This is a genomic window from Pedobacter sp. Leaf250 (assembly GCF_920984735.1).
GTDB lineage: Bacteria > Bacteroidota > Bacteroidia > Sphingobacteriales > Sphingobacteriaceae > Pedobacter.
Genome location: NZ_CAKLBU010000025.1, coordinates 1 through 13,577, shown reverse-complemented (window position 1 = coordinate 13,577; position 13,577 = coordinate 1). Strand labels below are relative to the sequence as shown.

Here is a 13,577-nt window from a genome sequence, read left to right as displayed (position 1 = left end):
TAATATTAAAGTTGCAACTTGAGGCGGCAATATATAAATATGATTAAAGCAAGCGATTTTGGTTCAAACTTTCTGTGGGGTGTAGCAACAGCAGCGCCACAAATAGAAGGAGCCGCAGATTTATATGGGAAAGGCCCATCAATATGGGATACCTTTTCTAATCGCAGCGGGAAAATAAAAAATAACCATAAGCTTAATGTTGCATGCGATTTTTACCATCGTTATCAGGAAGATATTGCATTTGTAAAGTTATTGGGTTTTACCATATTTAGGTTTTCTATTGCATGGCCGAGGATTTTTCCACTTGGCAGGGGAGAAGTTAACCAGGAAGGGATTAGATTTTACCATAATGTAATTGATGAATGTTTAGCCCAGGGCATTATTCCGTATGTTACACTTTATCATTGGGATTTGCCACAGGCTTTGGAAGATGAAGGCGGATGGACAAGCTTTAGTATTAATGTGGCGTTTAATTCATTTGTTAGCACTTGTGCATTAGAATATGGCGATAAAGTTAAAAATTGGTTGATATTAAACGAGCCATTTGGATATACATCGTTAGGATATATGCTGGGTGTACATGCCCCAGGAAAAACGGGGTTAAGTAATTTTTTTCCTGCAGTTTTGCATACGGCACTGGCGCAGGCTGATGGGGGAAAAATTCTTCGGTCCGAAATTAGCAATGCGAATATTGGTACAACCTATTCTTGCTCCGAAATCATTCCTTACACACAGCGTGATAATGATTTGTTAGCCGCTAAACGAGTAGATAGTTTAATGAATCGATTATTTGTCGAGCCCGCCCAAGGTTTAGGTTTTCCAACGGCCGATTGGGATGTGCTGGAGAAATTTCAAATAGAATACGGAACGTGGCGTTTAAACGAACGAATGAAATTTGATTTCGATTATATTGGTTTGCAGAATTACTTTCCGCTTACGGTTAAATATAATGCATTCATTCCAGTTATTCAGGCTTGGGAAGTTAAAGCTAAGAGTAGAAAAAAACCACATACATCGATGGGATGGGAAATTAATGCTGATAGCTTTTATAATATCATCAAACAGTTTGCAAACTATCCGAATGTGAAAAGTTTAATGATAACCGAAAACGGTTCGGCTTATCACGATAAAATTCATAATGGCAGCATTGTAGATGCGGAACGGATTAACTATTTCGAACTTTATTTAGCTGCTCTGCTAAAGGCTAAAAACGAAGGCATCAAAATCACAGGCTATATGGCCTGGACGTTAATGGATAATTTTGAATGGGCAGAAGGCTTTAATGCCCGGTTTGGATTGGTACATACTGATTTTAAAACCTTGAAACGTACGGTTAAATATTCTGGATATTGGTGGCAGGAGTTTTTGAGAAATTAGATTATTTTCCGTCGATTAGATTAGCAGAATAACAAGATTGAATGCAGAAAAAGCATTTGCGAAAATCTGCAATAGTGATCATTTTAAATCTACTTGAAATATAACTATCTTGATCTTATGAATGATAGAACAGTAGTTTACAGCACCTATTATAACCCAATGGAAGCTAATATTATCAGGGCTAAATTGGAAGATTCGGGTTTCGCATGTTTCCTAGCCGATGAAAATGTGGCTACAATAAATCCACTTTACAATCAAGCCATTGGCGGTGTTAAGCTTATCGTTTTTGAAAGAGATGTGGAAGAGATCAATAAATTGTTGATTGAGGATAATGAATTAGAAAGTATAGTTACAGATGATCAAATTGTTGATAGACCTAACTTAGAAGAGCGCTTAAAATGTCCAAAATGTGGATCTAAAAATCTTAATCAATCTGAAACCAGAAATAACAAATTTAATCTCTTTGGAATATTTAATTATCGGTTGCCAACAAGTGAAATAGTAAAATGTATTGATTGTGGGCATGAATTTGAATAATAGTTATTATTTAATATTACGGCTAATTTAAATGGATAGAAAATATCGTATGTTTTTTGATTATGGTTGTATTCACTAAAACTAGTTTAATTGAACTTAAGCAGCGTTTTACAGCAATTTTCGTTTTAGATAAAAATAAGATCAATGAAAAAAATTAAAGGAATTTTAGTCTTAGTGGTTTTGTTCAGCATATTTAGTACTTGTAAAAAAAGTAACCAGAATATAAAGGAAGCAGAAGTACAGGAACTTGAGCTTCTTAAACAGGATATCATAAATGATTCTGAATCTGTAACTTGTGAGAATGCTTTAGATTGGCAACTTGTTGCACTAGGGACTAAGCCTTGTGGTGGTCCAATGATGTACATTGCATATTCGAATAAAATTGATCAAAACGTATTTTTACACAAAGTTGCTGAATATAATGCTAAGTCAAAAGCATTTAACGAAAAGTGGGATGCTTTCTCTGATTGCATAATTATAGGTCCACCAAAAGGAATAGCGTGTGTTAATGGGAAACCTTATTTTATTATGTAAATTCCAAATAAAAAATCCCGTCTTGATTTTACTCAAAACGGGATTTGCAATATTTGATTCCAGATTTCTAAATCCAGACCCTCTAACTTAATTAATTCCCAGCTTTTGCAGCAGCTTCAGCTCTGATAATATTCAACGCTCCGCCAGCTTTAAACCAGTCAATTTGTTGTGCATTATAGCTATGATTAACCGGAAAAGATTCTTCTGTACCATCTAAATGGTGTAATACCAATGTTAACGGTTTATCTGGCGCAAATTCTGTTAGACCTAGAATATCGATGGTATCGCCTTCTAAAATTTTATCGTAATCATCTTTATCAGCAAAAGTTAAGCCTAACATACCTTGCTTTTTAAGGTTAGTTTCATGGATACGGGCAAAAGATTTTACCAATACAGCTCGAACTCCTAAATGACGAGGTTCCATAGCTGCATGCTCACGAGATGAGCCTTCGCCATAATTTTCATCGCCAATTACAATTGATCCAAAACCGGCAGCTTTATAATCGCGTTGTGTGGCAGGAACCGGACCGTATTCACCTGTTAATTCGTTTTTAACATTATCTGTTTTATCGTTGAAGTAGTTTACCGCACCGATTAACATGTTGTTAGAAATGTTATCTAAGTGGCCACGGAATTTTAACCAAGGACCAGCCATTGAAATATGATCGGTTGTACATTTACCTTTAGCTTTGATCAATAGTTTTAAACCTTTTAAATCAGTGCCTTCCCAAGGTGTAAAAGGATCTAATAGCTGTAAGCGGTGAGAAGTTGGAGATACCAAAACTTCCACATTAGAACCGTCTTCAGCTGGCGCTTGATAGCCTGCATCTTCAACAGCGAAGCCTTTGGTTGGTAGTTCATGGCCAGTTGGTGGATCAAGTTTAATTTGCTCGCCTTTATCATTCGTTAAAGTATCAGTTAAAGGATTAAAACCTAAATCTCCGGCAATTGCAATCGCTGCAACCATTTCTGGCGAAGCTACAAATGCAAAAGTATTAGGATTACCATCAGCACGTTTTGCAAAGTTCCTGTTAAAAGAGTGAACGATTGTATTTTTCTCTGCTTTTTCTGCACCCGTTCTGTCCCACATCCCAATACATGGTCCGCATGCGTTGGTAAAGATTGTAGCATTTAAATCCTCAAAGGTTTTCAAATAACCATCACGATCGGCTGTGAAGCGCACTTGCTCTGAACCTGGATTGATACCAAATTCTGCTTTGGTTACCAAGCCTTTTGAAATGGCTTGATTGGCAATTGATGCGGCTCTCGATAAATCCTCGTATGAAGAATTGGTGCAAGAACCAATCAAACCCCATTCTACCTTTAATGGCCAGCCATTTTTTTCTGCTTCCACTTTCATTTGAGAAACTGGGGTAGCCAAATCTGGCGTAAAAGGACCATTTAAATAAGGCTCTAATGTATCAAGATCAATCTCAATTACCTGATCAAAATAGTTTTCAGGGTCTGCATAAACTTCAGCATCACCAGTTAAATATTCTTTGATTTTATTCGCTTCATCGGCTACTTCATTACGATCAGTTGAACGCAAATAACGCTCCATGCTTTCGTCGTAACCAAATGTAGAAGTAGTTGCACCAATTTCAGCACCCATATTACAAATGGTACCTTTACCCGTACAACTTAAATTAATTGCACCATCGCCAAAATATTCTACAATTGCACCAGTACCACCTTTTACAGTCAAAATACCAGCAACTTTTAAAATTACATCTTTAGCTGCAGTCCAACCATTTAATTTACCTGTTAATTTAACGCCAATTAATTTGGGGAATTTTAGCTCCCAAGGTAAACCAGCCATTACGTCACAAGCATCAGCACCGCCAACACCAATGGCAACCATACCCAAACCACCTGCGTTAACAGTATGTGAGTCAGTTCCAATCATCATCCCGCCAGGGAACGCATAATTTTCTAAAACCACCTGGTGAATAATACCTGCTCCTGGTTTCCAGAAACCTATTCCGTATTTATTGGATACAGAAGATAAGAAATCGAAAACTTCGGCACTTTCAGTTTTAGCGTGAGGTAAATCTATTGAAGCGCCTTCTTTAGCAGTAATTAAGTGATCGCAGTGAACCGTTGAAGGTACAGCAACTTGTGGGCGACCCGCCTGCATAAATTGTAAAAGTGCCATCTGTGCCGTAGCATCTTGCATGGCAACACGGTCTGGAGCGAAATCTACATAATCACTTCCTCTTGAGAATGATTTTTTAGGATCGCCATCCCAAAGATGGGCATATAATATTTTCTCTGATAATGTTAAAGGTCTACCAACAATTTTTCGAGCCGCATCTACACGAGGGCCGAAATTTGCGTAAACTTTTTTAATCATGTCTATGTCAAAAGCCATACTTTATTTTTTATAAATTATTTCAACAACTATACGTTCTAAATTAAACAATTTTTAATAGACTTATTTTTGTGATTTGTCAAATTGTGTTATTTAAAAACATTCTATGCAAGTTTTGCAAAACAAAAAAGCTATCTGGTTTATCAGATAGCCTTCAAGGTTTATTAACAATTTATATGATTTTTTGTTTCTTATTGTTTTGTAGAAATGGGCGTAAACTTGGTTAAATTAATGCCTTCTACAGCTGATTTATATTCATCAATATTTGGAATACGACCTAAGATGGCCGATAAAACCACAACCGGAGTCGATGCCAATAATGATTCACCTTTTTTCCCATCTCTATCCTCAACTACACGGCCTTGGAACAAACGCGTTGATGTAGCCATTACCGTATCGCCTTTAGCTGCTTTCTCTTGATTACCCATACATAGATTACAACCAGGACGCTCTAAATACATAATGTTCTCATACTCCGTGCGGGCTGAACTTTTTGGCAGCGCATCGCTAAATTCAAATCCAGAATATTTTTGAAGATATTCCCAATCGCCCTCTGCTTTTAATTCATCTATAATATTATAAGTGGGTGCTGCAACAACCAATGGTGCTTTGAAAGAAACAGTTCCTGTTTTATGCTCTACGTTTCTTAACATTTGAGATACGATTTTTAAATCGTCTTTATGTACCATGCAAGAGCCAACAAAACCCAAATCAACTTTTTTATCTCCGGCGTAGAAAGTTAGATCTCTAATGGTATCGTGAGTGTAACGTTTAGATACATCTACATTATTCACATCAGGATCGGCAATCATTGGTTCATTAATGATATCCAGATCGATTACCACTTCGGCAAAATATTTTGCATTGGTATCAGGCATTAAAGCTGGCTTGATTCCGGTTTTAATTTCTTCAATACGTTTGTTTGCTTTGTTGATCAAACCTTGTAAAACTTGGTTATGGTTATCCATACCTTTATCTATCATGATTTGAATGCGGTGTTTGGCAATTTCCAAAGATTCAATCAGGGTATCATCTTGCGAAATACAAATTGAAGCTTTTGCCTTCATCTCTGCTGTCCAATCGGTAAAAGTAAAAGCCTGGTCAGCTAATAAAGTACCAATGTGCACTTCGATGATGCGGCCCTGGAATACATTTTCGCCATCAAACTGTTGCAACATTTGCAGTTGCGTTGCGTGTACAACATCACGAAAATCCATGTGTTCCTGCATTGCACCTTTGAAAGTTACTTTAACAGATTCAGGAATTGGCATAGAAGCCTCGCCTGTTGCCAAAGCTAATGCAACAGTACCAGAATCGGCACCAAAAGCTACGCCTTTAGACATACGCGTGTGAGAATCGCCACCGATAATAATAGCCCATTCATCAATTGTAATATCATTTAATACTTTGTGTATCACATCCGTCATGGCATGATATTCGCCTCTAGGATCGCGGGCAGTAATTACGCCAAACTCATTCATAAACTTCATCAGTTTAGGGATGTTTGCCTGCGCTTTCTTATCCCAAACCGATGCAGTATGGCAACCAGATTGATATGCACCATCAACAATTGGAGAAATAACTGTAGCAGCCATCGCCTCTAATTCCTGTGCGGTCATTAAACCTGTTGTATCTTGAGAACCTACAATATTTACCTCTACTCTAACATCAGAACCGGCATGTAAAACCTTACCAGCAGTTAACCCAACTGCATTTCTATTAAAGATTTTCTCTACAGCCGTTAATCCCTGGCCTTCGATAGATACTTCTTTAGCTGGCGCATAAACTAAAGGAGCTTCAACTCCTAAAACCCTAGCTGCAAAAGTTTGAATTTTTTTACCAAAAACGATGGCGTAAGAACCACCAGCTTTGATAAATTCCATTTTTTGCGGTGTCAATGCTTTTGAGATATTGATCAGCTCTTGCTCGCCGTTGTATAGTTTTTTAGTTCTTGTATTGATGGTTAGAACAGTTCCTGTTTCAACAGAGTAAACATGATCTAAAATAGGCTCATTGTTTTCGTTACGTAACACGTTGCCATTTTCATCTGTTTTCTTTACCCAGTTTTGAAGATCGATACCAATACCGCCAGTAACATCAACAGTGGTTAAAAAAATTGGAGAAATACCATTTGTTCCACCAACAATTGGAGCGAAGTTTACAAATGGAACATATGGACTAGATGGTTTACCTGTCCAAAGTGCTACATTATTTACGCCCGACATACGAGATGAGCCTACACCCATGGTACCTTTTTCGGCAACCAACATTACGCTAGCATCTGGGTGTTTCGCCTGCAGGGATTGAATTTCCTCCTGTGCTTCTGGCGTGATCATGCATTTTCCATGCAATTCACGATCTGAACGGGAGTGAGCCTGGTTGCCTGGAGAAAGTAAATCAGTAGAAATATCGCCAATGCCGGCAATAAAAGTTACCACTTTAATTTCTTCTGCTACTTCAGGTAGTTTAGTGAAAAACTCAGCTTTGGCATAGCTTTCCAGTATTTCTTTAGCAATCTCATTGCCATTATTGTAAGCTTCTTTTAAACGATCTGTATCTGCATCGTACAAGAAAACTTGTGTTTTAAGTACATCGGCAGCTTTATGAGCTTTATCTCCATTATCAGCTAAAGCAATATCCAATAAAACCTTAATTGAAGGTCCGCCCTTCATGTGTGATAGCAATTCAAAAGCAAAATCAGGGGTGATTTCTGCAACAGCAGTTTCGCCTAAAATAATTTCTTTTAAAAACTGTGCTTTAACAACAGCTGCACCAGTAGTTCCTGGCAAAGTATTGTAGATGAAAAAATTGACAGCATCTGCTCTGTTAAAATTATTTACATTTTTGATTTGAGTGATGATTTCACTCAATAATTCAGCTCCATCAATAGGTTTAGGATGAAGACCTTGAGCTTTTCTGTCTTCAATTTCCTGGATATAATCGTTATAAATACTCATCTTAAATATTTTATTCTTTTTCTTATCGCATGGTAAAATGAATCATCCACATCAATTTATAAAAGAATATTGTTTGTAAATTAATTTGTGTTATTGAGCCAATGAAGCTCAATTTTTGGTCAAAACAAAAATAACAAAAATCAACCCTTATCTGCAAATCACGCAGGCGATTAAGTAATTTGGAATTGTTCTAAATTATCCCAGATGATTTAAATTATAAGATTAAAAATATAATCGATCAATCAAAAATAAGCGCTCCAATATAAATTATTGAAGGCTTTTAACTCAATTTCCCAAATATATATCTTGGAATTTATAACTGTTCATTAACGAACAATATTGTTCAATTACGGACGCATTCCCTATTCATATAGTTAGTAATAATAGATTGATTGCATTGAAAAGCCATGAAGTTTTACTGGCACAGCAATGGCTATAAAGCAGAAAAAGTGAAACCTTTATCTGTAAAATACTTTAAAACCCTTGGCAGCGTATATTCTAAACGATCAAAAGCTTTTAAACTATCGTGAAAAACTACAATTGAACCATTTTCGGTGTTTTTTATCACGTTTTGATAGCATTTTTCGGCTGAAAGATTAGTGTCGAAATCGCCACTTAATACATCCCACATTATGATTTTAAGATCTGGGATCTGAGATCTGAGATTGGAGATTTGAGATTTTTTGATTCTTCCGTAAGGTGGTCGGAAGAGGGCGGTACGAGTAAGTTGCTGGCACATTAATGCATTTTCAATATAGGTTTCATCATCGGTTTTCCAACCTTTTAAATGGTTAAAAGTGTGGTTGCCGATGGCATGCCCATCGTTTATTACACGAGCATAAACCTCGGGATGTTTTACAATATTGTCGCCGATACAAAAAAAAGTGGCTTTTGCGTTAAAAGCTTTTAAAGTTTTTAAAACAAAATCTGTAACATTGGGTATAGGTCCATCGTCAAAGGTCAAATAAATAACTTTTTCGGTGCGGGATTTATTCCATAATAATGATGGATAATACCATTTAAGCAGAAGCGGCGATTTGATCAGGTACATTTTACAACCAAAGTTAGTAAATGCCTGTACAGATTGAAATTATTAAAGTTGTTTATATAGATTTGAAACAAATTATGAAAATGTTTACCAAGAATAAGTTAATTACCGGATCTGCATTATTATTGGCCTTGAGCATTAGCCAGAAAATTAAAGCGCAAGAAGTGATTACCATTCAACAGGCAGTTGAAAATACTTTAAAAAATAATTTAAATATTAAACAGGCTGCGTTCAGTGCCGCAATAAGCGAAGAAGATTTGAGGCAATCAAAAAATGCTTTGTTACCTACTTTAAATGGAAGCTTAAATCAATCTATGCAATGGGGAAGGAGTCAGCAGGTTTCAGGTTTGTTCGAAAACACTCAGAACTATAATTTAAATCCAAATTTGAACGCTAATGTTTTACTTTTTGGTGGTGGAACAAGAGTAAATCAAATCAGACAAAATAAATTTTTGTTAGATGCTGGAAAGACAAACGTTGAAAAGGTAAAAAATGACCTGATCTTACAAGTAGTTACTGCATATCTTCAAGTTTTAAATAATCAAGATCAGGTTAAGGCAACACAGCAACAATTAGAAGTTGCCAATGCCACTTTGAAGCGTGAGCAGGCATTATTAGATGTAGGAAATAAAACACTTGCTGATATCTCACAGGCTAAATCTCAGTCGGCAACTGCAGAACTAAATCTTACAGATGCTCAAAATCAGCTAACAATTTCCTATTTAACGTTAGGTCAATTGATGGAGATTCAACCACCAATGACATTTAAAGTTCAGCCGCCTTTGGTAAATGAAATTGAAAACGTTAAAACAGCTTATGTACCTAATGATATTTATAAACAGGCGATGGAAACATTTCCTGACATAAAATTAGCCTGGAATTACAGCAAAGCTGCTGAAAAAGCCGTAGATATTGCAAAAGGAGGTTTCTTTCCACAGATTACCTTCGGTGGTGGTTTAGGCTCTGCATATTATTATCAATTTAACGCAAGTTCACTTCGTCCAAATGCGCCTTTCGGCAATCAATTAACTGATAACTTTGGTCAGTTTTTAAGCATGGGTATTCAAATTCCTATTTTCAATGGATTTACAACCAGATCAAATGTTAGAAGGGCAAAAATCACTTTGCAACAACGCAGAACTGATGAAACACTTGCGAAAAATAATTTGATCAAAGTAATTAATCAGGCTGTAGCCGATTTAAATGCGGCTAAAAGTCGTTATAGTTCTACTCAAAACGCTTTTCAGGCGCAAAAAGATGCTTTCTATGTAATTGATCAAAGATATAATGTTGGTTTGGTTAATTCACTTGATTACAGTACAGCCCAAACCAATAGAAACAGAGCGGAAATCGATTTTATTTTAGCAAAATATGACTTAATTTTTAGAGCTAAAGTAATTGATTATTACCTGGGAAGACAAATTACATTCTAATAAAAAACAAACGAAATACATTAAACAATTATGAAACTGAAGCACATATTAATTACCATTGGTGTCATTCTTGCCATTTTAGCCGTGTTGGCTGTAACTGGCGTAATAGGTGGTGAAAAAATTGAAAAAGTTACTGTAGATAAAGCAGCAGATAAAACTGTTGTTGAAACAGTAACCGCTAGTGGTAAAATTCAGCCAGAAACTGAAGTGAAGTTAAGTTCAGAGGTATCTGGTGAGGTAGTTGAGCTAAAGGTGAGAGAAGGTGATATTGTTAAAGCGGGGCAATTACTTTGTAAGGTTCGTCCAGATATCTTACAATCAGGATATGAGCGTACAGTAGCTTCATATAACGCACAAAAAGCAAGTGTGGCATCTGCACAGCAGCAGTTGGCGCAAAGTCAGGCCAACTTTGTAAATGCCGATGCTACTTACAAACGTAATGTAGAACTTTTTGGAAAAAAGGTGATTTCAGCTTCAGAATTTGATGCTGCAAAAGCTGCGTTTTTGGGTGCGAAAGCAACTTTGGCTAGTGCAAAAGAAAATGTAACGGGTGCTAAATTTACTTTGGAGCAAACAGGCGCAAATGTTAAAGAAGCTGGGGCTAATTTAGCCAGAACAACCATTTATGCACCTGCTGATGGTGTGGTTTCAAAATTGTCAATAGAATTGGGCGATCGTATTTTAGGTACATCGCAAATGGCAGGTACTGAAATTATGCGTATTTCTAATTTAGCGGCAATGGAAGTAAATGTTGATGTGAATGAAAATGATATTACCCGTGTTAAAGTTGGCGATAAGGCTTCTATCGAAGTTGATGCCTTTGCAGATAAAAAATTTAGAGGCGTTGTAACTGAAATTGCCAGTTCATCAACTGCAGTTGGTACAACCACCTCAACTTCTGTAGATCAGGTAACAAACTTCTCGGTAAAAATCAGAATCACTGAAGAAATAGAAGGAAAACAACAATCTATTTTCCGCCCAGGTATGTCTGCTACAGTGGATATTGAAAGTGAAACGGTAAAAGGTTTGGCCGTTCCAATTCAAGCGGTATTTACCGAAAGTGGCAAATCTGGCGATGGAGATAAAAATGCAGGAAACCAAGAAAACACTGATAAGCAAAAATCTAAATTAGCAGATAAAAAAGTAAAGCAGTTTGTGTACACTTTCGATGGCAAAACGAAGAAAGTAAAGAAAGTTGAAGTATCAACTGGCATCCAGAACGATCAGTTTATTATTGTTAAATCAGGCATAAAAGCTGGGCAGGAAATTGTTACAGGACCATATTCAGCAATCCAGAACAAACTTAAGGATGGAATGATTGTAGAGAAAACCGCTAAAGACCAATTATTTAATAAAGACGGTAAAAAGTAGTTTATAATTAATCGCAAGAAATAGTAACTTGCGTTGTTTGAGGTGTAATGTTTAAGGTTGTAGCAAAAGCGCTAAACCTTAAACATTACACCTTTTACCTTAAACCTTTTTTTATAAGATGGTACCTAAAATAGCGATGATAGGGGGCGGGAGCTGGGCGACTGCCATTGTTAAAATGCTTTCAGATAATCTATCAGAGAAAGAAATTTTTTGGTGGATGCGTAACGAAGTGGCCATTGAGCACATCAAAAAGTTTAAGCACAATCCACACTATTTAAGTTCTGTCGAAATTAAATTTACTGATAACAATATCTCATCCAATATCAATGCAATTATTAAAGCAGCTGATTTTGTCGTATTAAATGTTCCTGCAGCATTTTTAAAAGATACACTTTCATCAATCAGTATAGAAGATTTAAAAGGTAAAAAAATTATTTCGGCCATTAAAGGAATCGTACCAGAAGATAATTTAATCATTGGCGAGTTCCTTCACGAAAAATATGCCATTCCATACGACGATATTTTAGTGGTTAGCGGTCCTTGCCACGCCGAAGAGGTTGCTTTTGAAAAACTTTCTTACCTAACCATTGCCTGTACCGACATCGAAAAGGCGAATACTTTTGCAGCTTTTCTAAACACCAGATACATTAAAACCAATGTTTCTGATGATATTTTTGGAACAGAATATGCTGCTGTGCTCAAAAATATTTACGCTGTAGCCAGTGGAATTTGCCACGGAATTGGCTACGGCGATAATTTTCAAGCCGTGCTTATTAGCAATGCCATTCGCGAAATTAAACGCTTTGTGGATGCTGTTCATCCCATCAATCGCGATATTATGGAATCAGCTTATCTTGGCGACTTATTGGTTACGGCTTATTCGCAATTTAGTCGCAACCGTACTTTTGGAAACATGGTTGGAAAGGGTTATACCGTAAAATCTGCCCAACTGGAAATGAATATGATTGCCGAAGGTTATTATGCCGCAAAATGTATGCATATCAAAAATCTAGAATTAAGTGTCGATATGCCAATATGCAAGGCTGTGCATAACATTCTATACGAAAACCGTTCGCCACAAATAGAAATGAAATTGCTTGCCGAAAAGCTAAATTAACTTTAGTAAATCAGAAACAGTGCTAATCGGATACCACAGTCCTTCTTTCCGTTTTATCTTTTTGTGTTTGGAACTGCTGAATTGAAAATTTTAGCTGCAAAAAGTATATCACTTCAATAAGGTTTATTTAACAAAATGCAGTGCTGCTATTCAAAACAAATTTGCTAAGCAACTGTTATTGAGTAAATAAAAAGTATAACTGTCATGAAAAAAAGATTTGTAATGGGTTTACTAACATTAGCCTTATTTGGCGGTGTAACCCTTAGCGTAAATGCACAAGAGAAAAAAACAGATGTTGGTAAAGCATTAGATAAAACCGGAAAAGCCATTGGTAAAGGTGCAAAATCGGTTGGTAATAAAACTGCCGAAGTTGCTGTTAAAGGTGGTTCAAAAGTGGCCGATAAAACCTGGAAAGGTAAAATGGCACCAGATGGAACTGATGTTTACATTAACTCAAAAAATGAAAAATACTATGTTAACTCAAAAGGTGCAAAAATTTGGTTAAAACCTAGTCAAATTAAAAACAGACCAGTTGAGAAAAAATAATTTTCAATAAACAAAAAAGCAGCTCAATGAGCTGCTTTTTTGTTTATTGCATTTTTATGCATAAAGCGTTAGCTGAATAACAAAGTATTGGCAAGCGCTTTAATGTTCCCACCTGCGTGGGAATAACGAATTTTATAAGAGATTTTGTATTCTAATTGATCGTCATCCTACCATTGACGTTACTTTCAACTATCTATAATTCAATTAATTGCATTTTTAGTTCATTTGCTTTTTTATGAAGAAACATGATTTGCTGCTGTTTGATTTTTTCTTCATATTTTGCTAT

The 13,577-nt window shown here is 36.3% G+C and carries 10 protein-coding genes; 7 read left to right on the top strand and 3 right to left on the bottom strand.

What is annotated here, in order from left to right; translation table 11 throughout:
• The first annotated feature begins 39 nt into the window (after nt 1-39).
• From LUA91_RS18140 to LUA91_RS18130, 3 genes are all read left to right on the top strand, one after another.
• Complete coding sequence (locus LUA91_RS18140; protein WP_231427524.1) at nt 40-1,377, top strand: GH1 family beta-glucosidase; 1,338 nt, start codon at nt 40-42, stop codon at nt 1,375-1,377.
• A gap of 117 nt (nt 1,378-1,494) precedes the next feature.
• Nucleotides 1,495-1,914 carry a putative signal transducing protein gene (locus LUA91_RS18135; RefSeq protein WP_231427523.1) on the top strand — a complete coding sequence of 140 codons (420 nt, stop codon included), beginning with the start codon at nt 1,495-1,497 and terminating at the stop codon, nt 1,912-1,914.
• A gap of 144 nt (nt 1,915-2,058) precedes the next feature.
• Nucleotides 2,059-2,448 carry a hypothetical protein gene (locus LUA91_RS18130; RefSeq protein ID WP_231427522.1) on the top strand — a complete coding sequence of 130 codons (390 nt, stop codon included), beginning with the start codon at nt 2,059-2,061 and terminating at the stop codon, nt 2,446-2,448.
• 91 nt (nt 2,449-2,539) lie between these two features.
• On the opposite strand, the gene LUA91_RS18125 is transcribed toward LUA91_RS18130, so the two are convergent.
• The 3 genes from LUA91_RS18125 to LUA91_RS18115 form a co-directional block, all read right to left on the bottom strand.
• Nucleotides 2,540-4,819 (bottom strand): aconitate hydratase, encoded by a 2,280-nt coding sequence (locus LUA91_RS18125; protein WP_231427521.1) that lies wholly within the window; start codon nt 4,817-4,819, stop codon nt 2,540-2,542.
• 191 nt (nt 4,820-5,010) lie between these two features.
• Nucleotides 5,011-7,776, bottom strand: a complete 2,766-nt coding sequence (locus tag LUA91_RS18120) for a bifunctional aconitate hydratase 2/2-methylisocitrate dehydratase (protein ID WP_231427520.1) — start codon at nt 7,774-7,776, stop codon at nt 5,011-5,013.
• Nucleotides 7,777-8,209: 433 nt separating this feature from the next.
• The gene (locus tag LUA91_RS18115; protein ID WP_231427519.1) at nt 8,210-8,827 is read right to left on the bottom strand and encodes a polysaccharide deacetylase family protein; all 618 of its coding nucleotides are present in this window, start codon (nt 8,825-8,827) and stop codon (nt 8,210-8,212) included.
• Between the two features lie 20 nt (nt 8,828-8,847).
• Here LUA91_RS18115 and LUA91_RS18110 point away from each other — a divergent pair, with 20 nt between their 5' ends.
• The 4 genes from LUA91_RS18110 (at nt 8,848) to LUA91_RS18095 (ending at nt 13,291) form a co-directional block, all read left to right on the top strand.
• The gene (locus tag LUA91_RS18110; protein ID WP_231427518.1) at nt 8,848-10,257 is read left to right on the top strand and encodes a TolC family protein; all 1,410 of its coding nucleotides are present in this window, start codon (nt 8,848-8,850) and stop codon (nt 10,255-10,257) included.
• Between the two features lie 30 nt (nt 10,258-10,287).
• Nucleotides 10,288-11,628: an efflux RND transporter periplasmic adaptor subunit gene (locus LUA91_RS18105; RefSeq protein ID WP_231427517.1), complete on the top strand. Its 1,341-nt coding sequence runs from the start codon at nt 10,288-10,290 to the stop codon at nt 11,626-11,628.
• 118 nt (nt 11,629-11,746) lie between these two features.
• Nucleotides 11,747-12,745 (top strand): NAD(P)H-dependent glycerol-3-phosphate dehydrogenase, encoded by a 999-nt coding sequence (locus LUA91_RS18100; RefSeq protein WP_231427516.1) that lies wholly within the window; start codon nt 11,747-11,749, stop codon nt 12,743-12,745.
• Nucleotides 12,746-12,949: 204 nt separating this feature from the next.
• Nucleotides 12,950-13,291 (top strand): hypothetical protein, encoded by a 342-nt coding sequence (locus LUA91_RS18095; RefSeq protein ID WP_231427515.1) that lies wholly within the window; start codon nt 12,950-12,952, stop codon nt 13,289-13,291.
• Nucleotides 13,292-13,577: the final 286 nt, after the last annotated feature.

Bases quoted from the DNA above. Each gene is read 5' to 3' on its own strand.
- LUA91_RS18140 (WP_231427524.1), top strand. From the start codon at position 40: ATGATTAAAGCAAGCGATTTTGGTTCAAACTTTCTGTGGGGTGTAGCA.
- LUA91_RS18135 (WP_231427523.1), top strand. From the start codon at position 1,495: ATGAATGATAGAACAGTAGTTTACAGCACCTATTATAACCCAATGGAA.
- LUA91_RS18130 (WP_231427522.1), top strand. From the start codon at position 2,059: ATGAAAAAAATTAAAGGAATTTTAGTCTTAGTGGTTTTGTTCAGCATA.
- LUA91_RS18125 (WP_231427521.1), bottom strand. From the start codon at position 4,819: ATGGCTTTTGACATAGACATGATTAAAAAAGTTTACGCAAATTTCGGC.
- LUA91_RS18120 (WP_231427520.1), bottom strand. From the start codon at position 7,776: ATGAGTATTTATAACGATTATATCCAGGAAATTGAAGACAGAAAAGCT.
- LUA91_RS18115 (WP_231427519.1), bottom strand. From the start codon at position 8,827: ATGTACCTGATCAAATCGCCGCTTCTGCTTAAATGGTATTATCCATCA.
- LUA91_RS18110 (WP_231427518.1), top strand. From the start codon at position 8,848: ATGCCTGTACAGATTGAAATTATTAAAGTTGTTTATATAGATTTGAAA.
- LUA91_RS18105 (WP_231427517.1), top strand. From the start codon at position 10,288: ATGAAACTGAAGCACATATTAATTACCATTGGTGTCATTCTTGCCATT.
- LUA91_RS18100 (WP_231427516.1), top strand. From the start codon at position 11,747: ATGGTACCTAAAATAGCGATGATAGGGGGCGGGAGCTGGGCGACTGCC.
- LUA91_RS18095 (WP_231427515.1), top strand. From the start codon at position 12,950: ATGAAAAAAAGATTTGTAATGGGTTTACTAACATTAGCCTTATTTGGC.